Here is a 26,496-nt window from a genome sequence, read left to right on the forward strand (position 1 = left end):
TGCGCCCCGGATCGGGTCGCCGCGCAAAACCATGTTGACAGCGCATTTGTACGGACATTAGGATCATCTTACGCCAGTAAAGCTGGTTCCAGGATGTCGCGCCGCGCAAGACGGACGATCCCAATCGATGAGGATGTCTGTATGCGTCATTCGTACGCCGTATCGCTGTGCGCGTTGCTAGCCGTGCTGCCATCGGCAGCGCGGGCGCAGACGGCGTCTCCACTCGATACCGATCCGTCGTACCAGACGATGCTGGCGCTGATCGACGAGATGGTCGAGAACAAGCTGGTCAGCCGCGAGCGCGCCGATACGCTGATCGCCAATGCCAAGGCGAAAGCCGGCCGTGCGCTTGCCGCGAATGCCCCACCTCCGGCCGCTGCGCCATCAACAGCCCCGCAACTGGCAGCGCCTGTGCCAGCACCCCCGTCAGCGGCCCCGACCCGCGTGCAGGTCGCCAACCAGACGGCCGATCCCGGCGCGAAGATCGCTCCCGTGCCGGTCGGTAACCCGCAGGTCGTCAACGCCGGCGGGGTCGCGCTGCCCGCCGATCTCGCGGTCGACTGGAGCCGGGGGGCCCCCGTGTTCAGCAGCCGCGACGGAAAGTTCACCTTCAAGATGCGCGGGCGGTTGTTGGCGGATATCTCTTCGACCGGGGGGTCGGATTTCGACCGTCGCAACATCACCGTCTCGACGCTGCGCCAGTTTCGCGTCGGCGCGATTGGCACGATTGGCGATCACCTCTTCTATCAGTTCGAAACCGATTTCCGGCGCAACGCGACCGAGGTCGTGCAGGCGTTCGTCGGTTACCGCCAGAAGTTCGGCAAGACCGACGCCGATGTCCGGTTCGGCAATCTCATCACCGATCGCGGCATCGACATCGGCACCGCGTCGACCGCCAACCCCTTCATCACCACCAACATTAATACCACCGCGCTCGCGACGCAGGGCGGCAAGGTCTTCCTGATGGGCGCGGTCGGCCGTGCGGGCGGCAAGAACTGGCATGCGAGCCTTGGCGTTCACGGCGATGCGATCGACAGCGATTTCACGCGTAGCGACAATCGCATGCTGCTGGGCCGTGCGCACTGGAACCCGATCCTCACCAAGCATGGCCTGATCCAGATCGGCGGTTGGGCATATAGCGAGAACATCCCCGATACGACGCTGCCGACCACGTTCGCGCAAGGCATGGCGGGCGCGCTCAACAACAGCGTCCGTGTCGAGTCCGCGGCGCTGGCTGGCGCGGACGGATCAAAGGCGTTCGGCCTCGAACTCGGCGGCACGCTCGGGCCATTCTACGCGTTTGGCGAATATGGTCAGCGGACCGTGCATGGCGGCCCGACCTCGACCTTCCGCAGCGGCAAGATCAAGGCCTTGTCGGTCAATGGCGGCTTCTGGATCACCGGCGAGACGCCGACCTATGCTTCGCGCAGCGGCACCTATGTCGCGCCGAACGTGCTGAACTCGGTGCTCGATGGCGGATGGGGGGCGCTGGAGGCGGTGGTACGCTACGAGGATCTCGACAGTTCGAGCCTCCCGCTCGGCGGCACCGGTACGGCAGGTACGGTCGGCCTGAACTGGTCGCTGACCAACAATTTCCGGTTCATGGCGGACTATACCCATTTCCGTACCGACAACCGGGCCGGCAGTTTCATCGGGCGCGATAGCGGCGACACGTTCGCGGCAAGGGCCGAAGTGGCGTTCTGACCGTCGACGCCGGCTTCACCTTGCCAGCGTACGATAAGTTCGATAATGTCCGTACAAAGCGATAAGGAGGATGTATGAGCCTTTCGGCTATCAAGGTTGGCGAGCAGCGCTACCGCGCGAGCTATGGCCGGTATCTCGAGGATTTCGTCGTCGGCGACATATACGAGCATCGCCCCGGGCGGACGATAACCGACGCGGACAATATCCAGTTCTCGTTGATGACGATGAATTCGCACCCGATGCATTGCGATGCGCAATATGCCGCCAAGAGCGAGTTCGGGCGGCTGCTGGTGAATAGCGGGCTGACCCTGGCGATCGTGCTCGGCATGACCGTCAACGACGTGAGCGGCAAGTCCCCCGCCAATCTCGGCTGGACCGAGATCAAGCTTACCCATCCGGTGTTCGGCGGCGACACGCTGATCGCGGAAACCGAAGTACTCGAAATCCGCGAGTCCAAGTCGCGCCCGACGCAGGGGATCGTCACCACCCGCACTCGGGCGTTCAACCAGGACGCCAAGCAGATCATGGAGTTCACGCGCAACTCGCTGGTCTACAAGCGCGGCGAATCTCCCGACGACAAATAGCCCGACTGATCGACTAACCGGTCGCCGTTGGTGACCGGACGCCCCCAGCGCGGCCTGCGAGAACTTCGACAAAAGAAGTCCCGGCCCGTCGTCATTACGAAGAGAGGTAGCCCCATGGCCGATACCATCGCCGTCAACGCCGGAGCCAGGCTGGACCGTCTGCCTATCTCCCGATTCCACTGGCGCATCCTGGGGCTGATCAGCGCGGGCGCATTCCTAGACGCGTTCGACGTGTATCTCGCGGGGGGTGTCATCGCCGCGCTGAAGGCCGAGGGCTTCTCGACGCTGGCGCAGGCTGCGGTGTTCATGTCGATGACCTTCCTCGGCATGATGATCGGCGCAGGCATGGCCGGCTATGTCGGCGATCGCTTCGGACGTCGCGCCTCTTACCAGTTCAACCTCGCGCTGTTCGGGCTAGCCTCGATCGCGGCGATCTTCTCGCCCAACATGACGTTCCTGATCGTCTGCCGCTTCATCATGGGCATCGGCCTCGGCGCCGAGCTGGTGGTCGCGGCGGGCACGCTCGGCGAGTTCATCCCGCCGGCCTATCGTGGTCGCTGGGTGTCGATCATGGGCATGGTCGTCAATTCGGGCCTGCTGGTCGCGACCTCGGTCGGCTATATCGTCATCCCGACGCTCGGCTGGCGCTACATGTTCGCGATCGGCGGCATCCTTGCGCTGATCGTCTGGGTGATGCGCAAGAAGATGCCGGAATCGCCGCGGTGGCTGGAATCGGTCGGCCGCAACGAGGAGGCAGAGGCGACGCTTCGCGAGATCGAAGCCGACGTCGTCAAGCATAAGGGGCCCCTTGCCGCCGTCCCCGAAGTCCGCATCGTGCCAAAGGTCCACGCACCGCTCAGCGCGCTCTTCGGCGCCAAACTTCGCCGCCGTCTGATCGCCGCGACGCTCGCCGCGATCGCCGTCAACGTCTCGGTCTATGGGTTCGTCGCGTGGTTGCCGACCTTCCTGGTGAGCCACGGCACGGGGATCGTCACCTCGCTCTGGTACACGACGCTGATGTCGTTCGGCAGCGTGTTCGGTGCGATCGTCGCGATCGGTATCGCCGACCGCATCTCGCGCCGCGCCTCGCTGATCGCGGCGGCTGTCGCGATCATGATCTTCGGCTTCCTATATCCCAATGCGCACGGCGACCTGATGGTGCCGCTAACGGGCTTCCTGCTCGTGTCGAGCATCTACACGCTCGTGACGCTGGCGCTGTTTGCCTACATCCCCGAGCTGTTCCCGACCGCCTATCGGCTGCGTGGCACCGGTTTCGCGGGCATGTGCGGACGGGCCGCGTCGATGGTCACGCCCTATGCCACCGTCGCGCTGTTTGAGCGCTTCGGGCTGGAGGGCGTGCTCGGCATGGTCGGCGTGGTGCTCGCCTGCATGATCGCCGCCGTCGGTCTTTTGAACATCGAGACCACCGGTCAGTCGCTCGACGACGTCGCCGACGACTCGCTGGTCCTTGGGGGAGCCGCCAAGTGACGCTCTCGCAAACCTTCGCCGATTTCGCGACTGGCCTGACGATCGATGCCATTCCCGAGCGGGTCAAGGAGCGCGCACGCCACCTGATCCTCGACTCGGTCGGCACTGGCCTAGCGGCAGTCGGCGCAGACTGGGCCGAGGCGACTTTCGCCGCCGCGGGGGACCTCGGCAGCGGAACAGCGCCGGTGCTCGGCTATGGCCGCACGCTGGCAATGCGGGACGCGGCGCTGATGAACGGCATCGTTACGCACGGCCTCGACTATGACGACACGCATTCACGCGGGATCATCCATGCGACCGTCAGCGCCTTTCCGACTGCGCTGGTCGCGGCGGACAAAGCCGGCGCATCGGGCGCCGATCTGCTCGTCGCCTATATCGCGGCGATGGAGGTCTCGACCCGCGTCGCGGCGGTCGGCGCTGGTGGATTTCACGGCTTCGGCTTTCACCCGACGGGATTGATCGGCGCGTTCGGATCGACGCTCGCGGCCGGCAGGTTGCTCGGACTTGACGCGCAGCAGATCGCGATGGCGCAGGGGATCGTGTTGTCGATGGCCGGCGGGAGTCTGGAGTTCCTGGCCGACGGTGCGTGGACCAAGCGCTTGCATCCAGGCTGGGCGGCGAGTTCGGCACTGACCGCGGCGACGCTTGCCAAGCGCGGCTTCGTCGGACCGCCGGCTGCCTATGAAGGGCGCTTCGGTCTTTATGCCCTGTATCTTCGCGACGCCGCCCCTGCCCTGCTCGCGCAGGCGACCGAAGCGCTTGGCGAGACCTGGGAGATCGAGGCGGTGTCGGTAAAGCCGCTTCCCGCCTGCCACATGACGCATGCCGCGATCGATGCGGCGATCGCGCTGCGTGCGGAATACGACCTGACCGCTGCCGATATCGCCAAGGTCATCGTACTGGTCCCCGAGGCGGTCATTCCGATCGTCTGCGAGCCGGTCACTCCCAAGCGGACGCCACACACCGGCTACGACGCGCAATTCTCGATCCCCTACACGGTCGCGACCGCGCTGCTGACGGGCAAGTTCACGCTCGATTCGCTTGATCCGGCAGCACTGAACGATCCGGCGGTGCTCGATCTGGCCGCCCGCGTCTCATACGCAGTCGACCCCGACAGCGATTATCCCAAGCACTTCACCGGCGAAGTCATGGTCGAAACCCGAGATGGCCGGATGCTGCGCCACCGCGAGGCGATCAACCGCGGTGCATCCGACCGGCCGCTCAGCAACGCCGACATCGACGCCAAATATTTCGAGAACGCCGCTCGCACGGTCGACGCGACCCGCGCGGCGCATATCCGCGCCGCCGTGCTCGACCTGCACCTGCACCCCACTTCCGCGCTCGGCGACATCCTCGCCGGCGCCACTGCCCCTCAAGGAGTATCCGCATGACCCTGGCAAACGCGATCGCCGCCGATGGCGCGATGACCGACGAAGAGATCATGATCCTCGATTCGATCGACAAGTTCCTCGAAACCGACGTGAAGCCCTTCGTTCACCAGCTTGAGCATGACGACGAATATCCGCAGAAGATCGTCGACACGATGAAGGAGATGGGCCTGTTCGGGCTCATGATCGCACCCGAATTCGGTGGTTTCGGCGTCTCGACGCTGACCTATGCGCGGATCATCGAGAAGATCTCGACCGTGTGGATGTCGGTCGCAGGGATCATCAACAGCCACATGATCATGGCGATGACGGTCCAGCGCTGCGGTACCGAGGCGCAGAAGGATCATTATCTGCCCAAATTCGCGACCGGCGAACTGCGCGGCGGCATCGGCCTGACCGAGCCCGACGCGGGCACCGACCTTCAGGCGATCCGCACCACCGCGGTCCGCGACGGCGACGACTATGTCGTCAACGGCAGCAAGATGTGGATCACCAATTCGGGCTCGGGGAACACCATCCTGTTGCTGGTCAAGACCGACACGGCCGCCGAGCCACGCCACAAGGGGATGAGCCTGCTGATCGCCGAGAAGGGCGACGGCTTCATCGTGTCGAAGAAGCTGGAGAAGCTCGGCTACAAGGGGATCGACAGCAACGCGCTGACCTTCGACGGCTACCGTGTGCCAGTCGACCGCCTGATCGGAGGCGTCGAGGGCATCGGCCTGAAGCAGGTGCTGGGCGGGCTCGAACTCGGCCGCATCAACGTTGCGGCGCGCGGCGTCGGCATCGCGCAGGCAGCACTCGACGAGGCGGTCGCCTATGCGCAAACGCGCAAGACGTTCGGCAAGCCGATCTGCGAGCATCAGGCGATCCAGCTGAAACTCGGCGAGATGACGACGCGCACCTACGCCGCGCGGCTACTCACCGAAGCCGCCGCCAAGGCGTATGACCGCGGCGAGCGCTGCGACATGGAAGCCGGCATGGCCAAGTATTTCGCGACCGAAGCTGGCCTGGAGAACGCGATCGAGGCGATGCGGATTTTCGGCGGCTACGGCTATTCGAAGGAATATAATGTCGAGCGGCTCTACCGCGATGCACCGCTGCTGACGATCGGCGAAGGCACCAACGAACTGCAACGCATCATCATCGCCAAGCAGATCATCGCGCGGAACCCGGCATGAACCAGCCACTCGCGGGTCTCCGCATCGTCGCGGTCGAACAATATGGCGCGGGCCCCTTCGGCACGCAGCAGCTCGCGGATCTCGGCGCCGAGGTCATCAAGATCGAGAACCATAAGGATGGCGGCGACATCGGCCGTCACGTCGGGCCGTATTTCTTCGCACCGGGCGACAGCCACTTCTACGAATCGCTCAACCGCAACAAGCGGAGCATCGGCCTCGACCTGAAGAGCGCGGACGGGCGCGCGGTGCTCGAGAAGCTCGTCGCGGAGTCGGACGTGGTGTTCAACAATTTGCGCGGCGACCTGCCGGCAAAGCTCGGGCTCGACTATGACGCACTGTCGCAGTTCAACCCCGCGATCGCTTGCGTCCACCTCTCCGCCTATGGTCGTACCGGCAGCCGCGCGGCATGGCCAGGCTATGATTACCTGATGCAGGCCGAGGCCGGCTATCTGTCGCTCACCGGCGAGCCGGGAACGCCGCCCGCACGCTTCGGGCTGTCGATCGTCGACTTCATGACCGGTACCACCGCTGCGCTCGCGATCCTGGCCGGCGTCGTCTCGGCGCGCGGCAGCGGGATCGGCCGCGATCTCGACGTCAGCCTGTTCGACGTCGCGCTCGGCAACCTCAATTATGTCGCCGAATGGTATCTCAACGGCGGCGTCACCGTCGAACGCACGTCGCGATCGAGCCATCCCTCGCTCACCCCCAGCCAGCTCTACACGACCAGCGACGGCTGGATCTTCGTGATGTGCAACAAGGAGAAGTTCTTCGAGGTCCTGTGCGGGCTGATCGAGCGTCCCGAATGGGCGACCGATCCGCGCTACGCGACCTTCGCCGCCCGGCTGGAGAACCGTCCGGCGTTCAACGCGGATCTCGATGCGGTGCTGTCGACCCGCACCACGGCGGACTGGATGCAGCTGTTCGAAGGACGCGTGCCGGCCGCGCCGGTGCTCGACGTTCAGCAGGCGCTCGACAATCCGTTTCTCGCAGAATCGAAGCGGATCATCGATTTCCAACATCCCGAACACGGCCCCCTGCCCGGCATCGCTTCCTCGATCCGCGCGGGCGGCGTCGAACATCCGGACAAGGCTGCTCCCACACTCGGTGCGGATACCAGCGCCATCCTCGCGACGCTTGGCTACACCGATGACGACGTGGCAGCCTTGCGGACCCGCGGCGCGGTCCGGTGACACCCGCGCTTGCATCAAACGCCAAGGCATTGGACGGTGCGCTATTGTCCGGATCACCCGACAAAGCGACCGATGGATATTTGATGCCCCAGCTTCGTCAGCAACCGCGTTACCTGCAACTCGCCCAGACGCTGATCAACGAGATCGAGGATGGGCGCTATCCAATCGGCACGCTGCTGCCGACCGAGTTCGAGCTGTGCGACCAGTTCGGCGCGAGCCGCTTCACCGTGCGCGAGGCGATCAAGCGGCTCGTGCAATCGGGCATGGTTTCGCGACAGGCCGGGGTCGGCACGCGCGTCCTCGGGCTGTCGCGCCCGGCGGCGTATCGTCAGGTGATGGAGGGGCTGTCCGATCTCCAGCAATACACCAACGAGACCAGCCTCACGATCATCGCGCGCGAGACGATCGCGCTGGACGGCCCGCTCTCTGAACAAGTCGGCGCGACATCAGGCCAGACCTGGCTGCATCTCATGGCGTTGCGCCGCGCCGCCGGGACAAGCCCGATCTCCTTTTCGGACATCTATCTCCACCCCGCGTTCCGCAGCCTGAAGCTTGACGACGATGTCGGCGATGTGCCGATCTTCAGCCGGATCGAGGAGCAATTCGGCGAGCGCGTCGCCGAGGTCCGCCAGCATATTGAAGCGATGGCGATCCCCGCACCGATCGCCAAATTGCTCGAAACCAAGACCGGCGCGCCGGGCCTGCGCCTGACGCGCCAGTATCTGAACGCACGCGGCGAGGTCGTCGAGATGGCGATCAACACCCATCCCGCGGACCGATACTCCTATTCTCAGACCTTCCGCCGCGATCCCGTATCCGGCCTGTAGAGGACATCCCATGACCAGTGCCGCCCGCAGTATCCTGTTCGTGCCCGGCGATCGTGCCGAGCGTTTCGAAAAGGCGCGCGCGAGCGGCGCGGACATCGTTGTGATCGATCTCGAAGACGCCGTCCTCCCCGACCGCAAAGTTGCCGCGCGCGATACGATTTACGATGCGCTCGCCAGTCTTACGGAACCGCGCTTCTTCGTGCGCGTCAACAGTCTGGATACCGAGTGGCATGCGGACGACGTACGTGCCCTCGCGGCATTGCCAGGCGTCGCTGGACTGATGCTACCCAAGGCCGAGCGCGCGTCGGACTTCGCGGCGATGCACGAGGCAGCAGCCGGCAAGCCGCTCCATGCACTGGTAGAAACCGTTTCGGCGGTCTTGAACCTAGCGGACCTCGTCACCGCGCCCGGTCTCTCACGGCTGTCGTTCGGCACAGTGGACTTTCAGGCGGACGCCGGCATCGACGGCGACCAGGCGGAGATCGACTATGTCCGTACCCAGCTCGTCCTTCACTCGCGAAGCGCCGGACTTGCAGCACCAGTTGATGGCGTTTCGACGGATCTCTCTAACGACGAGGCGCTGGCACGCGACACCGACCACGCACGTCGTTTTGGCTTCGGCGGAAAGCTTTGCGTCCATCCACATCAGGTGGGGATCGTCAACACGGCATTCCTGCCCTCCGCCTCTGACGTGGACTGGGCCACCCGCGTGGTCGCCGCTATCGACGGCGCGTTCGGAGCCGTTGCCGTCGACGGCAAACTGATCGACAAACCCGTCGTCGATCGCGCTCGTCGAGTTCTTGATACATATTCGGCATTTGATTCTTTCCGCCGGTGAGCAGACAGCCTGGATGGCTCGCCGGGTCGCAATATTTGCGGAGGATGACCCAGTTGCGGACGTTCAAATGCAGTCGGCTGCGTCCCGAAAGTGGACGCTCGTTTATCATTGATTGGAGCAGGTTTTGGCGGAGTAACGCAACGAAGGATGATTGGAGGCGTCGCCAATTCGTCGCCAAGCCATATGCATCTGATCCCAGACCTTCCAGGGCCCAGGCATTTCGCAAGCTTCATTGCCCGTGCCGGCTCGCAGAGCTACGTCCTTTGAGACGACATATACGCGTCCACACCCGCTAATCCTTGATGTCATTCTGTTGGGACAGCCGGTACTCCAACCTCTTCGAATAACGATCGATGCTCGTCCAGAAAGCGCTGGCTAATTATCATTCTCACGACGGGCAAACAGATCACCGATGGACGCGACAAAATGCGTATTCATTGCTGCGGTCGCAGCTTTCGGGTCACGATCGGCGATCGTGCGCGCTAACGCATGATGATGTGCCAGCACGGCGGCACGCTGCCGCGCGGTGGTCCGCGTTGCCCACGCTGCAGGGACGGCATGAACCATCATCGGTGCGAACGAGCGGATGATCTGCAAGAACAACATGTTGCGTCCAGCCTGCGCGATTGCTTGGTGAAAAGCGATGTCGTGGCGGGTCAGCGCATCGATATCGCTACCGGCTGCTTCCATTGCCTCGGCCAGACCGATGATCGTCTGCGCCTCTTCGTCGGTGCGGTCGATCGCGGCGAGCTCGGCAGTGCGCAGTTCCAGCGTACGGCGCACGTCCCAGATCTGTACCATCGAGATTTGCGCCGTTGCCACCGCGTGGTCGAGCGACGTTGCCATCACAGATCCGTCGATCGCGGCTACGCGCGCGCGCCTGCCGTTGCCCACGTCGATAAGTCGCAACGCCGCTAGAGCGCCGAACGCCTCGCGGAGTACTGGGCGGCTGACACCCAGTTCTGTCGCAAAATGCCCTTCGGACGGCAGCGTGTCGCCGACTTTCATGTCGTTCGTGCGGATATGTGTGCGGACCGCATGGACCGCCTGATCGACCAGCGAGCCGCCCTCGATCAGTCGCACGCTCGTCGCGCTCATGCCGCGAGCCGTGGTGCGCGCAGCGACGACGGGGTCGCGCCGAACTGCCGCGAGAAGGCCCGCGTGAAGCTGGCATTGTTGAGATAGCCGCACTGGTATCCGATCGACGATACCGGCAGATCGGTCGCGATCAGCAACTGGCGTGCCGCTCCGAGCCGCCTGTCCAGCAGCGCGTCGGCGACCGTGCAGGCGAACATGTCGCGGAAGCCGCGGGTCAGCTTCGCACGGTTCAGTCCACAAGCGCGCGCGATCGAATCGAGCGTCATCTTCTCACCCCAGCGCTCGTCGATCATGCGCTTGGCCGCGACGATCCGCTGGCTGTCCCTCGCAGACAACTGCCCGGCGCCCGCGAGCGGCACAAGGTCGTCCTCGACGATCCGCTGAAACGTGATGGACAGGAGTTCGATGCATTTCGCGGACCGGTGTGTGCTGCGCCAGGGTTCGGAGAGCGCGCAATCGCGGATCGCGACAACGATCAGCCGCAATTCGCTTGGCAGATGGCACGCGATGTTCGCGTCGGGCGCGTAATCGAAGACCCGCAGGCAGGCACCGCGTTCGACCGCAAGAATGAGGTCTGCACGCTCCACCGAAAGAGCCGCACCGGTCGTGACGGTGACCTGCGCCGGCGTGTGCTCACCCAGCGTGAAGCAGAGGACCACGGCATCGGCGGGAAACGTCGTCGGGTCGACCATACCCTCGCCGATGAATGCCGCCATCTCGGGCGACACCGTGACGCGTTCCTTCTGCATGCTTCCCTCGCCCACCACCGCTCTCCTTCTCCCGTTTGCCGGGCTTGGGTCGATCATGCAGCTATCAGATAGCTCCTGCAAGAGCTATCTTACAGGTCAGGGCGTTGCTGACACCGGCGCGCGACGCATTGCCATCGTAAAGGCGACGACGGAGATCGCGCTGGTCACCACGCCGACGATCGCGAGACCTTGCGCAAGATGCGCTTCGCCGCCCAGCATGCCGCTTGCCGCCGCGACCAGCGTGGGTGCGAGGCCGTAGCCGATCAGCCCAGCGATCGCGATGAACGCGCCGATGCACAACCCGCGCAGTTCGTTGGGGATCAGCACGGTCAACGCCACCGAAGTCACAACGCCCGTCACCGCACCGCACGTTACCAGCAGACCCACGGCGAGCCCGAACAGCGGGACCGAAGGCATGATCGGGAACAACGCCGCGGGTACGCCGAGCGCGGCGGCAAGGATCGCACCGATCAGCAGGCCACCGCGGCGGCCACTCTTTTGCCCGCGATCGGCGGACAGACCACCGACGATCGCACCGACCACGCCGGCACCGAACAGCAGCGCGCCCATCCAGCCGGCGAACTGGTCTGGTTGGAGGTGGAACGTTCGCGACAGGACCGGCGAAACCCAGATCCCAGCCGCGGCATCGGCCATCACCACGCTGATCTGGCCGATGAACAACGGGATCAGGAACTCGCGACGCGCCCAGAGTTCGCCGGCCACGACCTTGAACGGCGCATGCGTGCCGGCCGCAACCTCCTGCCGCACCGGTTCGCGCAGCAGGAACAGTGGCAGGATGGCGAGCACGCTGACGACCGCCAGGCACAGATGCACACTTCGCCACGGCATCATTCCTGCGAACCACGCTGGCGCGCGACCATGCGCGAACAGCCCGAACAGTGCGCCCGACAGTGCCAAGGCGAGCGCGACGCCGAGCGACTTGCCGAGGTTGACGATCAGCATCGCCCTGCCCCGCTGCGTCGGAACGCAGAAGTCGGCGCACAGCGAGAGCGCCGCGGTCAGCGCGCCGGTCGTGCCGATCCCGGTCAGCATGCGTGCGACGAACAGCAACGGAACGCTATGCGCGAGCCCGGTCAGCACCGTGCCCAGCGTCCACACGAACGCGAGAACAATCATCATTCGTACGCGGTTGTAGCGATCGACCATGATACCGATCGGGATCGAGAACACCGCCAGCGGCAGCGCCGCCGACAGCCCCTGGATAAGGCTCAGCGTATAGTCGCTGAGGTGGAGTTCGGCTTTTGCGCCTTCCTGCACCGTGCCGAATGCGCCCATCATCGTGAAGCCGACCGCCATGGCCAGCGCGAGCGCGAGCAGCGGCAACAGCGTCTTGGCAAACGGCGGTGCGGCCGCCTCCATCGGTCGGGCGAAATCGGTCATTCTGGATCCTTATGCAAGCGCACGGCGCAGAGCCTCGTGGCTGTCGCGGCGTGCCTGTTGCGAGACCGGACCGTCGGCGAAGATGTCGAAGGCGTGATAGCCGCCGGGATAGACGTGAAGCTCGACCGGCACTCCGGAGCGGATCAGCCGCGTCGCATAGTCGATGTCCTCTTCGACGAAGAGATCGAGCGCGCCGGTCGCGATATAGGCGGGCGGCAGGTTGCCGAGATCCGTCGCCCGCGCTGGTGCCGCATAGGGTGACACGGCGTCGCCACCAGGCGCGTGGCCGAGCAACGCGGTCCAGCCAAAACGATTGCTCTGCGCGGTCCAGACGAACTCGCCGGCATAGGGATGCGGCGGTGCGGTACAGCTACGGTCGTCGAGCATCGGGTAGATCAGGTGCTGGAATGCGAGCGCATGTTCGCCCCGGTCGCGCACCATCAAGGCCAATGCCGCGGCATACCCGCCGCCCGCACTCTGCCCCATCACGCCGAGCCGCGCCGGATCGATCCCGAGCCGGTCGGCATGGGCGATCGTCCATACCAGTCCTGCGTAGCAATCCTCGATCGGGCCGGGAAAGTTCGTCTCCGGCGCCAGCCGGTATTCGACCGACACCACGACGCATTGCAGATCGGCGACGAGCGGACGAAGCAGCGGATCATAGTCGGACACCTTGCCCATCACATAGCCGCCGCCGTGGATGTGATAGATGCACGGCAGGTCGCCGGTGACGCCCGCCGGGCGGAAGACGTGCAGGTCGATATCAGGCGCCCCGGCAGGCCCTGGAACCGTATGGATCTCCAGCGTCGCCAGAGTTTCGTCGGCGGGCGGCAGCATCGACGGTCGGTTGCGCATCGCCGGCAGGATGTCGGCGGTGAGCGAGATCTGCGGCATCATCTCGAGCAGCGGGCGCAGCGTCGGATCCACCAGGTGCAGGCTGTCCATCATTCTCTCCACGATCCTTATTGCGACGCGCGTCCGATACCGGAACGGCGTTTAGAACGCGAAGATCTTGCCCGGATTGAACAGATTGTCTGGGTCCAGCGCGTGCTTCAGCGTCCGCATCAGCTCGACCGCGTCGCCCAGTTCGGCGACCAGCCAGTCCTGCTTGCCGATGCCGATGCCGTGTTCGCCGGTGCAGGTGCCGTCCATCGCCAGCGCACGCTCGACCATCCGCGCGTTGATTACCGAGACCTCGGCCAGCTCCGCCTCGGACTCCGGATCGATCGAGAAGACGACATGGAAATTGCCGTCGCCGACATGCCCGAGAATGGTCGCGGGGACCGACGACGCCTGGAGGTCGGCCTTGGTCTCGCCGATGCACTGCGCCAGGCGGCTGATCGGCACGCACACGTCGGTCGCCCAGCCGACTGCGCCCGGACGCAGGTTGACCGCCGCGTAATATGCCTCGTGCCGGGCCTTCCACAGCTTCGAGCGTTCCTCGGGCAGGTTCGACCAGCGGAAGTCGCCGCCGCCATTCGCCGCCGCGAGCTCGCGCACGGTCTCCGCCTGTTCGTCGACATAGCTTGGCGAGCCGTGGAATTCGAAGAACAGCGTGGTTAGTTCGGGGTAATCTAGCTTCGACCAGGCGTTGACCGCCTTCATCTGCATGTCGTCGAGAATTTCGACGCGAGCGAGCGGCACGCCGATCTGGATCGCCTGAACCACGGTATCGACCGCGCCGTTCAGCGTTTGGAAGCTGCACACCGCGGACGAGATCGCCTCGGGAATGCCGTGCAGCCGCAGCGTCACCTCGGTGATGATGCCGAGCGTGCCTTCGGAGCCTACGAACAGCCGGGTCAGATCATAGCCCGCCGCCGACTTCCGCGCGCGACGGCTCGTACGGATCTCGCGGCCATCGGGCGTCACCACGCGCAGGCTCAGCACGGCCTCGCGCATCGTGCCATAGCGCACCGCATTGGTGCCGCTCGCGCGCGTCGCAGCCATTCCGCCGATCGTTGCATTCGCACCGGGATCGATCGGGAAGAACAGCCCCAGGTCGCGGATATGCTCGTTGAGCTGCTCACGACGGACGCCGGCCTGTACCGTACAATCAAAGTCCTCGGCGTTGATCGACACGATCTGGGTCATCTCGGACAGGTCGACCGAAACGCCACCATGCACCGCCAGCGTGTTGCCCTCGATCGAGGTCCCCGCACCGAACGGGACGATCGGCACCTTGGCCGCAGCGCACAGCTTGACGAGATCTACCACCTCCTCGGTCGACCGCGCGAAGACGACCGCGTCGGGCAGCATCGGAGCGAAATGCGCCTCGCTGCTGCCGTGGTGAAGGCGCATCGCGTCGCTCATGTGCAGCGCAGTGCCGAAACGCTGCTGGAGCGCTGTGACGAACGCCGGATCGAGCGGCGCCCTTTCGATCTGTTCGACGTGCATGGTCATCCTAGAACCGGAAGCTCGCGCGCACGCCATATCGGCGGCGGTCGCCCTGGATGGCGAGGTTCGACGCCAGCGGCGCAAGCCCGGCCCGCACCAACGCCGACTTGTCGATATAGCTTTCGATGAATTTGGTATTGAACAGATTGGTGCCGAACGCAGTCACCGTCAGACCACTGGAGAAGCGGAAGCCGAGCGAGGCGTTCGTGATAGCATAGGCCGATAGTCTTGGCGCGACATCGGGGTCGAGCGACGACCCGATCCGGCTGCCCTTCCCGAAGATCCCCGCGTCCAGCAACACCGCGTTATCGCCGACCGGGACGGTGTAGGTCGTATTGACGTTGAAGTTGTAGTCGGGCGTGAAGATCACACGGTCGCTTGATACATGGACGCCGGTGGTCGCGAAATACTGGCTGTCGTCGGTGATGCGGGCATGGAGATAGGAGGCGCCAGCGTCGATCCGCCAATGATCGGTAAGGCGGAGGTGCGCTTCCAGTTCGGCGCCGTAACTCTTGACGGTGCCGGTGTTCAGGTTGATCGCGACGAAGCCGCCCGTGGCACTCGGCGCCAGCGAGTTCTGACCGATGAAGTCCTTGTAGTCGTTGTAGAATATGTCCGCGTTGATCGTCAGGCGGCGGTCGAATGCATCGAACTTCGTGCCCAGCTCATAGGTCCAGACATTATCGCCCTTGTACGTCGCGTCCTGCGGCCGCGTACCCGGACCGTTCTGGCCACCGCCGCGGATCCCCTTGGCGACCGAGGCATAGCTCATCACCGCCGGCGTCCAATGTTGGGTCAGCGTGACGCGGGGTTGGAACTGGTCCTTCTTATAGACCGGCGCGGTATAGGGCGTCACGCCGTTGACTTGGCTCGCGACCAGCTTCTGATGATCGTAGCGCCCACCGACCGCGAGATCGAGCGTGCCAACCTTCAAGAAAGCGGTCGCGAAGATCGCGCGCGTGTCGTTGCGGACATAGGTCGACGAAGGCGTGGTCGAGGCGGGCAGCGGGAAGGTCGGGCCCAGCAGCGCGCGGAAATCGATCGTCGTCAGCTGATCACTCACCTGCGTGTAGCGATTGCCGTACAGCCCGATGAGCGTCGAAAACGCATCGCTCCACTGCGTATCGAAGCGCAATTCGGCCGTCTTGGTCTTCAAGGTCGAACCACCGCGGGTACGGAGGAGGTCGACCGCACCGAAATCGCCGTCATTGACCCCGGAGAGGTTCTTCTGGTTGTACGCCCCGATTGCGGTGATCTTGGTCTTGAGCGATGCGACGTCGAACTCGCCCTTCACGTTCGCGCCGTAATAATCGATCACCGCCCGGTTCAGCACGTTTGTCGCGCCATCGAGCCGGTAATCGGTCGGCCCGGCGACATGGATGTACGACGTGCTGCCGCCTGCGGCCCGGTCGTAGTTGCCGTTGACGGTGAACACCGCCCAGTCGGCGGGCGTGAAGCGGAGCGTGCCACCGACGCTCTGCTGCTTCAGCGGGTTCATGTCGCCGATCGTCAGCGTGTTGCGCATGAAGCCGTCCTGCTCATGATAGGACGCGCCGATCCGGAACTGGAGCAGGTCGCGGACGATCGGCCCGCTGACCGACCCCGAGACCGAGGCGTAGTTGTCGGTACCGGCGATCGCGGCGTCGAACCGCCCCTCCCACTCGTTACCCGGCTGGCGCGTGATGACGTTGATCGCGCCGCCCAGCGTGTTGTTGCCGAACAGCGTCCCCTGCGGCCCGCGCAACACCTCGATCCGCGCAACGTCAACGATCGGAGAGTTCAGATATGATGTGTTCGGCTGATAGACGCCGTCAATGAAAATGCCGACGCCGGGCTGCACCGTGTCGATCAGCGTCGTACCGATACCGCGGATCGACACGAATGCGCGGCCGACGCTGTCGGAATTGATGTTGAGGCCTGGCGTGTAGGACGCGATGTCCTTCACCGTATTGACCTGCAATTCCTTCAGTCGGTCGCCGGAGATCGCCGTCACCGCGATCGGCACATCCTTCAACGATTCCTGGCGCTGACGTGCGGTGACGATGATGTCGTCGGAGCGTGCGGGAGGTGTCGCCTTTGCCTGATCGGCGGCGTCTTGCGCGGATACCGGCGTGGTGACGAGCGCGGCGACGGCGCATCCTCCGGCGAGCAATGTCTTGAAGCGCATTGGATCCTCATCCCCTCAGAGCGCCGATCCATCGCCGGCTACTTCTAGGCTTCAAGCTATCTGATAGCTGACCTGTCTGAAAGGTTATCGACTGTGCCGCGCGGCTCGCGGGCTTCGCCGATCGGTACGCTACCAGCAGCTATAGCCGCCATCGGCGAGCACGATGCTGCCGGTCATCAGACTGGCAGCGTCCGAGGCGAGAAAGGCGACGATCGCCGCGACTTCTTCAGGTTCCCCCAAGCGCCCCTGCGGCGTACCGTCGATCCAACGCTTGTACATCTCGCCCTCGCGGTCCGCGAAGCTGTTGAGGACGGTGTTGATATAGGTCGGCGCGACGGCGTTCACGCGCACACCGCGCGGCGCCCATTCAGCCGCGAGGCTCTTGGTGAGCTGATGCACCGCGGCTTTGGATGCGTTGTAATAGCTTTGTGGTTGCGGCCGGTTGACGATGAAGCCGCTCATCGAACCGACGTTAACGATCGCGCCCTTCCCTGCCGCCAGCATGTGCCGTCCAAAGGCGCGGGCACACCAGAAGGTGCCGTTGAGATTGACGTCGAGCACGTTCAGCCAATGCTCGTCGGCGACGTCCTCAGCGGCGGTTTCGCTCCGTGCAATGCCGGCATTGTTGACGAGAATGTCGATTGCCCCGAGCTGATCGGCCAGGGCGGTGACCTGTGCAGAGTTCGTCACGTCCACCACATGGCCGTCGACCGCATGGCCCTTGTCCGCAAGCGCAGCTCGCCCCGCCGCGATCGCCGTCGCGTCGCGGTCGACTAACGTCACGTGCGCGCCCATTTCGGCTAACGCCTCGGCACAGGCGAGACCGATTCCCGCCGCGCCACCCGTCACGACAGCACGGCGGCCGGTGAGCTTTAGTCGTTCGAGATACATGACCGGTCCTTCACGGCAGATAGGGTGCGGCGGGCATGACGGGCTCATGCCGCGCCTCCTGCCGGACCAGGGAATAGACCTGCCGAGTCTCGGTATCGAATTCGGCCCAAGGCAGGCTGCCATCCGTTGCGAAGCGGATCCACAGCGCGTGCATCCGGTTGGCGAGGTCTTGCGGCGGGTTGGGTCCGCACAAGCCCTGCTCGCCGGTTGCGGTCGCCAGCGTATCGAACACGAACGGCAACTCCATCCCGTGCGACGCACCGAGTTGGCCGCCGAACATCGGCGAACGCCAGTCGAACTCGTACATGTGCGTGCGCCCTTGGTGCGCCTCAGCAAACCTGCGTGCGGGCCAGCGAAAGACGAGGTCGTTCATCGCGTCGGTCAGCGCCTGGCCGGGCTTCCTGCCCTTCGTCCCGATACCATATGCCTTCAATACCTTGCGGGCATGCGGTTGCGACTTGTGGAGGGCATAGGTGGCCAGCAACCGCCCGATCTTGTCCCGCACGCCGGTCGGGACGAGGTACAGGTTCATCTCTTCCGCGTTGGTGCCGATCAACAGGTCGACTTGCGCGCCCGCACCGCTCGCTAGCGCATCGAGCGGACGCTGCGGCAGCACGTCGTCGCCGTGGACGGGCACGAAGCGGCTGATCCCGAACACCGGTTCGTGCCCGCCTTCGTCGCGCAGATCAATCCGTGCGGTCGGCGCGGATACCGCCTCTACCGCATCGATCAGCGCATCGTACGGCACGCTGCCAAAACCACTGACGTCGGGGGTGATCTTCAGGATCTTCGCCAGCTTCTCCACTAGACGCTGCATCACCGGCACCGAGCGCGTCATCCCGCCATGCCCGCTCTGAACGATCGCGCGCCGGAACAATCCCCTTGAGAGCGGGGATGCCATCAGGTCGGCGATCGCCATCGCGCCGGCGGATTCGCCGAACACCGTGACATTGCCCGGATCGCCGCCGAACCGCGTTATGCCGTCCCGTACCCATGTCAACGCCGCGATCATGTCGCGGAGGCCGAGGTTCGTCGGCACGCCCGGGATCGGCAGGAAGCCGTCCACCCCCATCCGATAGTTGATCGCGACGCAGATCACGCCGTCGCGCGCGAAGGTGCCGCCGTCCTGCACGGGTGCATCCTTGCTGCCGATCACGAAGCCGCCGCCGTGGATGAACACCATCACCGGCAAGCCGGTCCGGTCGTCATCGGGGCGCCAGATATTCGCCGTCAGATATTCATCGCCCGACACCCAGCCTTTGCCGATCAGCGGTACGATATCGAGGCCGGGAAATGCCTTGGTCCGCTGCGGCGCGTTGGATCCGGCCACCGTCGCGTCGCGCACCCCGGGCCACGGCGTGACCGGTTGTGGCGGCGCGAACCGGTCCGCACCCACCGGCGCCGCGGCGTAAGGCAAGCCGAGGAACCGCAGCACACCGCCCGTGGCCCCTCCCTGCACGATACCGTCGGCGGTCGAGACCATAGGTTCGCTCACGATATTCTCTCCTTCCGATCCGCAGCAGCGATCGAAGGGCAAAGGTAGCAGCCGCGAGGCGCCAGTCTTGAACTCAGGCTATGCCAATCGTTGTTTTGATCGTGCCGTACGGCGGGCAAGCACCCGCCCGCGTTACCAGGCTCCAGTTCCCGTCGCGCCCTGCCGGTATTCGGCGATACGCCGTCGGGTCGTCGGGGACGTAGTCTCAGGCAGGTCGTCCACCGGGAACCAGTCAGCCTGTTCGATCTCTTGCAGATCAGCACGCCCCAGGGTTCCGCTTGCTGCCGTTCGCACGATAAAGATCACGATATGGTCGTCCTTGCTCTCTCGGCGACTGTGATAGACGCCCAGCACCCGCTCGATCACCGGGGCGGCAATCGCCACTTCCTCGGCAAGCTCCCGCACAAGCGCGGCGGCGATACTTTCGCCCTTTTTCACGCCGCCGCCCGGAAGATACCATTGATCGACATAGGTATGCCGCACCAACGCGACCCTCTCGTCCGGATCCAGCAACACAGCGCGGACACCGATCGTGCGCGGCCGGCTGATCCGCCAGACCAGCCTTGCTACCCTGCCGACCATCCGATGATATATCCCCACGCGCTCGCTTCCCTGCCTGTAGTCGACGCTTCGCGGTGATACTCTAGAACAGGGCCGTACGCTCCAAATGCCTTCGGTGCGCATAGTCATGCAGCAGCCTTGCACAGTAATTGGTTTCGTCGCCTGCCCCAAATGCGCGCAGACTGCGACAGCTCTCCTGATATCCGGATCACGGGGACGACGCGTCGGGAATACGTCTGCTCGCCGTGCTTGCCATCCCGGACATCGGCGAGGGGCGAAGACGTGGGAGAGTGATGGTGAATCAGGGTGCGCAGCTGTTTGCGATCAAGACGCGGGCACGACCATGAGGCAGCTTCACCGGGCGAACAATGTTGCTGACCTGCGCCTCATGGCACGCAAACGGCTGCCTCGACCGATCTTCGACTATATTGACGGTGGCGCCGACGACGAAGTGTCGCTGCGCCGAAACGTCACCGCATTTTCAAACTACGAGCTGGTGCCGGACATACTGAACGACGTCTCTGCAGTCCGCACCGGCACGACGCTGTTCGGACAACCATCGCGCTGGCCACTAATGCTGGCGCCGACGGGGCTCACCCGTATGTTCCACGGCCATGCCGAACTGGCCGTCGCTCGCGCTGCTGCGCGTCACGGAATACTGTACAGTCTGTCGACGATGGGAACGACGCGGCTGGAAGACCTTGCCCAGGCATTCGCCGGACCGAAGGTTTTCCAGATATATATCTTCAAGGACCGCGGTCTGACCGCAGAGTTCGTCGCGCGTTGCCGGGATGCAGGCTTTCACGGGCTGGCGCTGACCGTCGACACGCCGGTCGCCGGCAACCGCGAGCGAGACCGGCGCAGCGGATTGTCCCTGCCGCCCAAGCTGACGCTGAAGTCGGTACTGAGTTTCGCGCGTCATCCGTCATGGTCGCTGCCTTCGCTGACAGGGTCCAAGTTCGATCTCGCGAACGTCAGCCACAGGATCGATGCGCTCGCGTCGGGGCCGATGAGCCTGTTCGATTATATCGGCGGCCAATTCGATCGGTCGGTCGGTTGGCGCGACGTCGAATGGCTCGCACGCGAGTGGAACGGGCCGCTCGCGATCAAGGGCGTGATGACTCCCGAGGACGCGCGGCGTTCGATCGCGTCGGGCGCGACCGGCGTGATGGTATCGAACCACGGCGGACGCCAGCTCGATGGAGCGCCCGCCCCGATCGACCAGATCGCAGCGGTACGCGACGCGGTTGGCGGTGGGCCGGACGTCATTTGCGACGGCGGCATCCGACGCGGCTCGGACGTGGCGAAGGCGTTGGCGCTCGGGGCAACCGCCTGTTCGATCGGGCGCCCCTATCTGTACGGCCTCGCAGCCGGCGGAGAAGCAGGCGTCGATCGCGCTCTCACGTTGTTGACAGAAGAGTTCGAGCGCACGTTGACGCTCGCCGGCGTGAACGATGCAGCAGCCCTGTCACGTGGCCATGTTCGGACTCGGGAAAACCGGCGTGATATGGCGTAGCTTTCGACTTGAAGGAGAGCGCCATGTTCGCTTGCGCTACTGGGCAGGCTTAACGATGCGTGTGTATCCGACGCCTGCCGCCTTGGCCGGATCTGATCTGTTTCTGCATAACTACACTCAAGAGACCATCCTAACGCTTTGATTTAACCAACCAAAGTTGGGGCTCTTGCCCCAGTTTGCTCCCAAGTCAGATTCGCCCCCAAGACCGGTCGGTCCGACAGCTTTCAGCGTCTCGCAACTCCGGACGCTCGTTCATATCCGTCACACGGTTACGCGATAATCTCGGCTTTAGGTCTTTGCCGCCGTTCCTCCTCGGCTGGCGGGAGCATTGACAAGGTGAATGTCGATCGATCCTAGGTGCCGATAGACGATCCGGGGGACCAGCCATGAAGACGATTTTCGCGACCTGCACCGCCACGCTGGCGTTGCTTGCCGGCCCCGCGATTGCACAGAGCAAGCCGCCAGCGGCGACCCGGTACGAGATCGCTTTCCCCAACGCGGTCCATCATGAGGCACAGGTGACCGTCACCTGGCGCGACCTCGGACCGGCCCCCTTGCGCGTCCAGATGTCGCGCTCCTCGCCCGGCCGCTACGCGATCCACGAATTCGCCAAGAACGTCTATTCGCTCGCCGCCAAGGATGGCCGCGGTCGCGCGCTCGCGATGACGCGGACCGACCCCTATGGCTGGACGATTCCCGGGCACGACGGGACGGTAAGCGTCACCTACACGCTGTTCGGTGATCACGGAGACGGCACATATGCGCAGATCGACGCAACCCACGCGCATCTCAATATGCCCGCGACCTTTTTGTGGGCGGTCGGGCAGGACGCGCGCCCGATCAGCGTCCGGTTCGTGCCCTTCGACGCCAAGTGGAAGGTCGCGACCCAGCTCCAGCCGACCGGCGACCCCTACACGTTTGCCGCGCCCAATTTCCAATATTTCATGGACAGCCCCACCGAGCTGTCCAATTTCGATTTGCGCGAATGGCAGGTCGGAGAGGGACCGACGCGCGCCACGATCCGGCTCGCGGTCCATCACGACGGCTCGCCCGCCGACCTCGATCGCTTCGCCGCCAGCGCCAAAAAGGTCGTCGCGCAGCACATCGCGATGTGGGGCGGACACCCCGCCTACGACTTCGGCACCTACACCTTCATCGCCGACTATGTGCCGCAGATCAGCGGCGACGGCATGGAGCATCGCAACTCGACGATCATATCGCAGCCGCGTTCGTTCACCGCGGCGAATTTTGCGCAGATCGACACACTCAGCCATGAATTCTTCCACAGCTGGAACGTCGAGCGCATCCGCCCTGCCGAGCTCGAACCGTTCGACTTCACCCGCGCCAACCCGACCCCGTCGCTCTGGCTTGCGGAAGGGTTCACCCAATATTACGGGCCGCTGATGATCCGCCGAGCGGGCGAATCCGCGATCGACGCGTATCTGCGCGGGGTCGGCTCTACCGTCAACGCGCTAACCACTGGCACCGCACGCCGTTACGGCGGTCCGCAGGAAATGAGCCTGCGGGCGCCGTTCGTCGATGCGGCAAAGTCGATCGACGCGACGAACCCCAACATCTTCGTGTCTTATTACACCTATGGCGCCGGCCTCGCGCTCGCCCTCGACCTGACATTGCGCCAGCGTTACCCGGGCATCACGCTCGACACGTTTATGCGCCACCTGTGGCAGACCTTCGGCAAGCCTGAGCGCCCCTATACCCGCGCCGACCTGTCGCGCGCGTTAGGCGAGGTGACCAAGGATCCCGCCTTCGCGGACGCCTTCTTCAGGACCTCGGTCGATGCCGAGGCGCTTCCCGACTATGCTCCCCTTCTCGACCAGGCGGGTCTGAAGCTCCGTCCCGCCAACCCGACCGCCGCGTGGCTCGGCAACGTCCGCCTCAAGACTACCGGCACCGACGTTCGCATCGACGGCGCGCCCGCCCCCGATACTCCGCTCTACCGCGCCGGCCTCGACAACGGCGACCAGATCGTCAGCCTAGGCGGGACGGTGATCACCAGCGATGCTGACGCGGCTGCGGCGCTTGGCCGTTACAAACCCGGCCAGACCGCCGACATCACCTACCGCCAACGCGGCCTCGACCGCCGCGCCACGCTGACCTTCCTCGCCGACCCCACTGTCGAGGTGGTCCGCTACGAAACCACAGGGGTTAAACCAACCGCCCAACAACTCGCGTTTCGCGCCGCGTGGCTCGGGCCGGATGTAGTGGCCAACTAGGCAGGGTCGACACTCGGGGTTTCAAATACGCTTAAGTCTGATCCATGGATGTCCATGGGATCGGCAGCGCATGACGACGGAGGAGAAAACTGTTGGGCTACTTAGAGGCCACGACGACCCGTTGCGGACGTTCGCGGGCTCGTTTCGGCTTCTCAACTTCGGCCGCTCGTTCATATCGCAAAAGCCCGATCCGAGCGGCTTGGTTAGGGACATTCCCGCCGATTGCAGTGATAACCCGAACGACAGCTCTATGCAGAAGCCGACGTTCAGGCGCAGTCTTCGTTGGAAACGATGCCGCTGATCAAATCATCAAGGCGGTTCAGCCGCGCGTTCCATTCCTGACGGTGATAGTCGATCCAATCCTGCAACGGCGCGAGCCCGGCAGGATCGAATTGACAGGTGCGCACCCGTCCAAGCTTGGTCGAGCGGGCGAGCTTGGCTTCCTCAAGCACGGCAAGGTGCTGGCCTATTGCCGTCTTGCTGATCGCCAGTACCGCAGCGAGTTCCGAAACGCTCGCGGGCCGCTCCGCAAGATGACTCACCATGCGACGGCGATTGGCGTCACCGAGCGCATGAAACAGAAGGTCGACCCTCGACGAGCGGACAGACTCTACGGCAGGCTGCATCATGCGGGCTGCAGTTCCGAAGCCATCGTGTCGAGCAGGAAGTCCCACCCCATCCGGCGCATTGCCGGGCCGTCGGCGCCTTCGAAATAGACCGCCTGGTGCGTCAGCAAGACCTCGCTCTTGTCGTCGAGCGGCGAAATTTCCACGGTGACCACGGCAGCAGACACGCGGGCCTGATCGACGTCGAGCGTTTGGAAGAACACGATCCGAGCGTTATCGACGATCTCAGCATAGCTTGAGGTCCAGCACAGCTGCTTTCCCGCGATAGGAGTGCCTGGCAGCATCCTGGCGGTGAGCTTCTCCTCACCGCCCGGACGAAAGTCGAAGCTGTAGGACAGTGGCTCGTGTCCGGGACTGGCGGCGTACCACCTGCTCTTGCGGTCCTGAAAAGCGAAGGCGCCAAAAATCGCGGGCGGAGCGGCATCGCAGGTTTTGCGGATTTCGAAGGTATCGTGTGTAATGGTCATCGACTCGCCCCCCAGTGAAGTTTAGACTTCACTAACTTCTAGGAGTCCTTTGGTCAAGTCTGTACTTCACTATTCCGTCCGCGTTTGTTGGATCGGCCATGGCCACGGGAGGACCGAGGCGTCACCGGCACCGATGGTTGTCACGCACCGTTCAGGCGGGCAGGCCCTTTTCGCGATCACGATCGCTGTCGATGCGCGGTTATAGCGGTCGAGCCACCCAGCGGCGCGCGCCGCGTCCGCGACGAGTTCCGGATCGTCGGCAACATAGAGCTCGCCCGCCAGCATCCGCTCCTTCTGCGTCATCGCCATCAACTCAGGTCGTGGAGGTCCTTGCCCAACGGGGCTGTGATGCTCAGGTCTGAAAAATGCACTTCCAGTCCGGCACGTTCCGGCGTGCAGGCCATCGGTCCAACCTGATATTCAGGGGCGATCGGAAAAGGCGCCAGTCTGACCAGAGGCCACGTCTTGCCGTCCGCCGAAACCTGCAACCGCAGGACGCCCTTGGCGACCGTCGCGCGCATCCAGAAATCCTGCGAGTCATGCTCATAGGGGCCGGTCGCCCAGTCGGACTTGCCATCGGTCAGCACGCTGCTCAGCATGGCGCGCCCGTCTGACAATTCGATCCCCGCCTTGACCCAGCGTCGTTCGTCGACCCGCACCATGATGCCAGCCTGATCGTAGAGTTTCTGATACTGGCCGCGAATGCGCAATTGGGCGGTGAACGCGGCAGGCGCGGTGAAGCCGAGGAAATGGCCGCTGTCACGGGTGAAGCCGTAATGCGTCTCGCGCCAGAAATCGCTGCCCTTGTCGGTGACGAGCGTAAGGTCTCCGCCGGGTGCGGCCTTCCAGGCCTTGGGCGCATTCAGCCAGCGACCGTCACGGCGCCCAAGCGCCGAGATTGCCGAGCCCTGCGCCGTTGCGACGCCAGCACTGCCCGCGATCGTCAGCGCCGCGGCACCACCGATCACCGCTCGCCTGCTCACCCGATCCTCCATCATAGCCGCTGCCTTCCAATCACCCTCGATATTATGTACATATGTACACATGCCGAGATCGAGGTAAAGAGGCGATGACCCAACAGTCCCGGCGCAATGATCCGACACGGCGGCAGCGCATCGTCGATGCGACGCTAGGAGTTATTGCCGATCTTGGAACCGCGGCAACGACTCATCGCCGCATCGCCGAGGCGGCGCAGGTGCCGCTCGGCTCGGTCACCTATTATTTTGCGACGCTCGAGGACCTGCTCACGGCCGCCTTCCTGCAACTGGCGGCGGAATCCTCTGCGGCGTTCCGCGAGCGCCTGGAGTCCGCGACGGACCGCGCAGAGGCGTGTACGGCAGTCATCGACATCATCGCCAACCAGGTCTGGGCGGAACCGCGCACCCTGTTGTTGAGCTACGAACTCTACGCCTTCGCGGCCCGGCACCCACCGGTCAGCGCGGTCATGCAACATTGGATGGACAGCAGCCGAGGCGCCCTGGGCCGCTTCTTCGACCCGCTCACGGCGCGCGCGCTCGACGCGCTGATCGAGGGTATCGGCATCCACAATTCGATCGATCGCGCCCCCCTAGAGCGCGATGCGATCAGGACCATCGTCGAGCGGATTGCCGGGTGTTAGCCGGTCCGATCGATCAGGGTACCCCAGCGCAAATGGCGCGACGGTCAGGGTCAAGCCGATGCATGAGGTATCACTGACGCAT

Annotated in this window: 24 protein-coding genes; 11 read left to right on the forward strand and 13 right to left on the reverse strand. The window is 64.3% G+C overall.

Features of this window, described 5'->3' with window-relative positions; all coding sequences use genetic code 11:
- The first annotated feature begins 141 nt into the window (after window positions 1-141).
- From FHY04_RS12445 to FHY04_RS12480, 8 genes are all read left to right on the forward strand, one after another.
- Complete coding sequence (locus FHY04_RS12445; protein ID WP_183936637.1) at window positions 142-1,704, forward strand: OprO/OprP family phosphate-selective porin; 1,563 nt, start codon at window positions 142-144, stop codon at window positions 1,702-1,704.
- Window positions 1,705-1,778: 74 nt separating this feature from the next.
- Window positions 1,779-2,288: a MaoC family dehydratase gene (locus FHY04_RS12450; protein WP_183936638.1), complete on the forward strand. Its 510-nt coding sequence runs from the start codon at window positions 1,779-1,781 to the stop codon at window positions 2,286-2,288.
- 114 nt (window positions 2,289-2,402) lie between these two features.
- Window positions 2,403-3,776 carry an MFS transporter gene (locus FHY04_RS12455; protein ID WP_056677742.1) on the forward strand — a complete coding sequence of 458 codons (1,374 nt, stop codon included), beginning with the start codon at window positions 2,403-2,405 and terminating at the stop codon, window positions 3,774-3,776.
- A complete protein-coding gene (locus FHY04_RS12460) occupies window positions 3,773-5,167 on the forward strand; it encodes an MmgE/PrpD family protein (RefSeq protein WP_183936639.1) in 1,395 nt (464 codons plus the stop codon). The genes FHY04_RS12455 and FHY04_RS12460 overlap by 4 nt, the downstream gene beginning before the upstream one ends.
- Window positions 5,164-6,342 carry an acyl-CoA dehydrogenase family protein gene (locus FHY04_RS12465; RefSeq protein WP_183936640.1) on the forward strand — a complete coding sequence of 393 codons (1,179 nt, stop codon included), beginning with the start codon at window positions 5,164-5,166 and terminating at the stop codon, window positions 6,340-6,342. The genes FHY04_RS12460 and FHY04_RS12465 overlap by 4 nt, the downstream gene beginning before the upstream one ends.
- The gene (locus FHY04_RS12470; protein WP_183936641.1) at window positions 6,339-7,532 is read left to right on the forward strand and encodes a CaiB/BaiF CoA-transferase family protein; all 1,194 of its coding nucleotides are present in this window, start codon (window positions 6,339-6,341) and stop codon (window positions 7,530-7,532) included. Before FHY04_RS12465 ends, FHY04_RS12470 begins: the two co-directional genes overlap by 4 nt.
- A gap of 83 nt (window positions 7,533-7,615) precedes the next feature.
- On the forward strand, window positions 7,616-8,359 hold the full coding sequence (locus FHY04_RS12475; protein ID WP_183936642.1) for a GntR family transcriptional regulator: 744 nt from the start codon (window positions 7,616-7,618) through the stop codon (window positions 8,357-8,359).
- Window positions 8,360-8,369: 10 nt separating this feature from the next.
- A complete protein-coding gene (locus FHY04_RS12480) occupies window positions 8,370-9,197 on the forward strand; it encodes a CoA ester lyase (protein WP_183936643.1) in 828 nt (275 codons plus the stop codon).
- Window positions 9,198-9,572: 375 nt separating this feature from the next.
- Here FHY04_RS12480 and FHY04_RS12485 read toward each other — a convergent pair whose 3' ends face one another.
- The 9 genes from FHY04_RS12485 to FHY04_RS12525 all read right to left on the reverse strand — a co-directional run bounded on the left by FHY04_RS12485 (window position 9,573) and on the right by FHY04_RS12525 (window position 19,974).
- The gene (locus tag FHY04_RS12485) at window positions 9,573-10,295 is read right to left on the reverse strand and encodes a FadR/GntR family transcriptional regulator (protein WP_056409886.1); all 723 of its coding nucleotides are present in this window, start codon (window positions 10,293-10,295) and stop codon (window positions 9,573-9,575) included.
- On the reverse strand, window positions 10,292-11,059 hold the full coding sequence (locus tag FHY04_RS12490; RefSeq protein WP_311724719.1) for an AraC family transcriptional regulator: 768 nt from the start codon (window positions 11,057-11,059) through the stop codon (window positions 10,292-10,294). Before FHY04_RS12490 ends, FHY04_RS12485 begins: the two co-directional genes overlap by 4 nt.
- An 81-nt stretch (window positions 11,060-11,140) precedes the next feature.
- Complete coding sequence (locus FHY04_RS12495; protein WP_260171482.1) at window positions 11,141-12,445, reverse strand: MFS transporter; 1,305 nt, start codon at window positions 12,443-12,445, stop codon at window positions 11,141-11,143.
- Window positions 12,446-12,454: 9 nt separating this feature from the next.
- Complete coding sequence (locus tag FHY04_RS12500) at window positions 12,455-13,390, reverse strand: alpha/beta hydrolase (RefSeq protein WP_183936644.1); 936 nt, start codon at window positions 13,388-13,390, stop codon at window positions 12,455-12,457.
- 51 nt (window positions 13,391-13,441) lie between these two features.
- Window positions 13,442-14,845 (reverse strand): FAD-binding oxidoreductase, encoded by a 1,404-nt coding sequence (locus FHY04_RS12505; protein WP_409349161.1) that lies wholly within the window; start codon window positions 14,843-14,845, stop codon window positions 13,442-13,444.
- Between the two features lies 1 nt (window position 14,846).
- Window positions 14,847-17,006, reverse strand: coding sequence for a TonB-dependent receptor (locus tag FHY04_RS12510; RefSeq protein WP_183936645.1), 2,160 nt, complete (start codon window positions 17,004-17,006; stop codon window positions 14,847-14,849).
- Between the two features lie 129 nt (window positions 17,007-17,135).
- A complete protein-coding gene (locus tag FHY04_RS12515) occupies window positions 17,136-17,897 on the reverse strand; it encodes an SDR family NAD(P)-dependent oxidoreductase (protein ID WP_183936646.1) in 762 nt (253 codons plus the stop codon).
- A 10-nt stretch (window positions 17,898-17,907) separates the two neighbouring features.
- Entirely contained in the window at window positions 17,908-19,392 is a 1,485-nt protein-coding gene (locus FHY04_RS12520; RefSeq protein ID WP_311724724.1) for a carboxylesterase family protein, read from the reverse strand.
- A gap of 132 nt (window positions 19,393-19,524) precedes the next feature.
- Window positions 19,525-19,974: an NUDIX domain-containing protein gene (locus FHY04_RS12525; RefSeq protein WP_260171483.1), complete on the reverse strand. Its 450-nt coding sequence runs from the start codon at window positions 19,972-19,974 to the stop codon at window positions 19,525-19,527.
- A 322-nt stretch (window positions 19,975-20,296) separates the two neighbouring features.
- Here FHY04_RS12525 and FHY04_RS12530 point away from each other — a divergent pair, with 322 nt between their 5' ends.
- Together FHY04_RS12530 and FHY04_RS12535 are read left to right on the forward strand one after the other, a co-directional pair.
- Window positions 20,297-21,469 (forward strand): alpha-hydroxy acid oxidase, encoded by a 1,173-nt coding sequence (locus FHY04_RS12530; protein ID WP_183936647.1) that lies wholly within the window; start codon window positions 20,297-20,299, stop codon window positions 21,467-21,469.
- Window positions 21,470-21,855: 386 nt separating this feature from the next.
- On the forward strand, window positions 21,856-23,703 hold the full coding sequence (locus tag FHY04_RS12535; RefSeq protein WP_183936648.1) for a M61 family metallopeptidase: 1,848 nt from the start codon (window positions 21,856-21,858) through the stop codon (window positions 23,701-23,703).
- 266 nt (window positions 23,704-23,969) lie between these two features.
- Here FHY04_RS12535 and FHY04_RS12540 read toward each other — a convergent pair whose 3' ends face one another.
- From FHY04_RS12540 to FHY04_RS12555, 4 genes are all read right to left on the reverse strand, one after another.
- Complete coding sequence (locus tag FHY04_RS12540; protein WP_200874055.1) at window positions 23,970-24,332, reverse strand: helix-turn-helix transcriptional regulator; 363 nt, start codon at window positions 24,330-24,332, stop codon at window positions 23,970-23,972.
- On the reverse strand, window positions 24,329-24,796 hold the full coding sequence (locus FHY04_RS12545) for an SRPBCC domain-containing protein (RefSeq protein WP_183936649.1): 468 nt from the start codon (window positions 24,794-24,796) through the stop codon (window positions 24,329-24,331). The genes FHY04_RS12540 and FHY04_RS12545 overlap by 4 nt, the downstream gene beginning before the upstream one ends.
- A gap of 69 nt (window positions 24,797-24,865) precedes the next feature.
- The gene (locus tag FHY04_RS22930) at window positions 24,866-25,105 is read right to left on the reverse strand and encodes a maltose acetyltransferase domain-containing protein (RefSeq protein WP_183936650.1); all 240 of its coding nucleotides are present in this window, start codon (window positions 25,103-25,105) and stop codon (window positions 24,866-24,868) included.
- A complete protein-coding gene (locus FHY04_RS12555) occupies window positions 25,105-25,779 on the reverse strand; it encodes a DUF1349 domain-containing protein (protein WP_221211757.1) in 675 nt (224 codons plus the stop codon). The genes FHY04_RS22930 and FHY04_RS12555 overlap by 1 nt, the downstream gene beginning before the upstream one ends.
- Window positions 25,780-25,865: 86 nt before the next feature.
- On the opposite strand from FHY04_RS12555, the gene FHY04_RS12560 reads away from it, so the two are divergent.
- Window positions 25,866-26,414 (forward strand): TetR/AcrR family transcriptional regulator, encoded by a 549-nt coding sequence (locus FHY04_RS12560; protein WP_183936651.1) that lies wholly within the window; start codon window positions 25,866-25,868, stop codon window positions 26,412-26,414.
- The last annotated feature ends 82 nt before the right edge of the window (window positions 26,415-26,496 follow it).

The sequence above is a fragment of the Sphingomonas sp. BK481 genome, assembly GCF_014194875.1.
Taxonomy (GTDB): Bacteria; Pseudomonadota; Alphaproteobacteria; order Sphingomonadales; family Sphingomonadaceae; genus Sphingomonas; species Sphingomonas aerolata.

Coding starts and splice junctions, on each gene's coding strand:
- FHY04_RS12505 (WP_409349161.1), bottom strand. CDS start 14,845: ATGACCATGCACGTCGAACAGATCGAAAGGGCGCCGCTCGATCCGGCG.
- FHY04_RS12455 (WP_056677742.1), top strand. CDS start 2,403: ATGGCCGATACCATCGCCGTCAACGCCGGAGCCAGGCTGGACCGTCTG.
- FHY04_RS12480 (WP_183936643.1), top strand. CDS start 8,370: ATGACCAGTGCCGCCCGCAGTATCCTGTTCGTGCCCGGCGATCGTGCC.
- FHY04_RS12485 (WP_056409886.1), bottom strand. CDS start 10,295: ATGAGCGCGACGAGCGTGCGACTGATCGAGGGCGGCTCGCTGGTCGAT.
- FHY04_RS12470 (WP_183936641.1), top strand. CDS start 6,339: ATGAACCAGCCACTCGCGGGTCTCCGCATCGTCGCGGTCGAACAATAT.
- FHY04_RS12465 (WP_183936640.1), top strand. CDS start 5,164: ATGACCCTGGCAAACGCGATCGCCGCCGATGGCGCGATGACCGACGAA.
- FHY04_RS12510 (WP_183936645.1), bottom strand. CDS start 17,006: ATGCGCTTCAAGACATTGCTCGCCGGAGGATGCGCCGTCGCCGCGCTC.
- FHY04_RS12525 (WP_260171483.1), bottom strand. CDS start 19,974: ATGGTCGGCAGGGTAGCAAGGCTGGTCTGGCGGATCAGCCGGCCGCGC.
- FHY04_RS12495 (WP_260171482.1), bottom strand. CDS start 12,445: ATGACCGATTTCGCCCGACCGATGGAGGCGGCCGCACCGCCGTTTGCC.
- FHY04_RS12540 (WP_200874055.1), bottom strand. CDS start 24,332: ATGATGCAGCCTGCCGTAGAGTCTGTCCGCTCGTCGAGGGTCGACCTT.
- FHY04_RS12445 (WP_183936637.1), top strand. CDS start 142: ATGCGTCATTCGTACGCCGTATCGCTGTGCGCGTTGCTAGCCGTGCTG.
- FHY04_RS12475 (WP_183936642.1), top strand. CDS start 7,616: ATGCCCCAGCTTCGTCAGCAACCGCGTTACCTGCAACTCGCCCAGACG.
- FHY04_RS12535 (WP_183936648.1), top strand. CDS start 21,856: ATGAAGACGATTTTCGCGACCTGCACCGCCACGCTGGCGTTGCTTGCC.
- FHY04_RS12545 (WP_183936649.1), bottom strand. CDS start 24,796: ATGACCATTACACACGATACCTTCGAAATCCGCAAAACCTGCGATGCC.
- FHY04_RS12500 (WP_183936644.1), bottom strand. CDS start 13,390: ATGGACAGCCTGCACCTGGTGGATCCGACGCTGCGCCCGCTGCTCGAG.
- FHY04_RS22930 (WP_183936650.1), bottom strand. CDS start 25,105: ATGGCGATGACGCAGAAGGAGCGGATGCTGGCGGGCGAGCTCTATGTT.
- FHY04_RS12530 (WP_183936647.1), top strand. CDS start 20,297: ATGAGGCAGCTTCACCGGGCGAACAATGTTGCTGACCTGCGCCTCATG.
- FHY04_RS12560 (WP_183936651.1), top strand. CDS start 25,866: ATGACCCAACAGTCCCGGCGCAATGATCCGACACGGCGGCAGCGCATC.
- FHY04_RS12515 (WP_183936646.1), bottom strand. CDS start 17,897: ATGTATCTCGAACGACTAAAGCTCACCGGCCGCCGTGCTGTCGTGACG.
- FHY04_RS12450 (WP_183936638.1), top strand. CDS start 1,779: ATGAGCCTTTCGGCTATCAAGGTTGGCGAGCAGCGCTACCGCGCGAGC.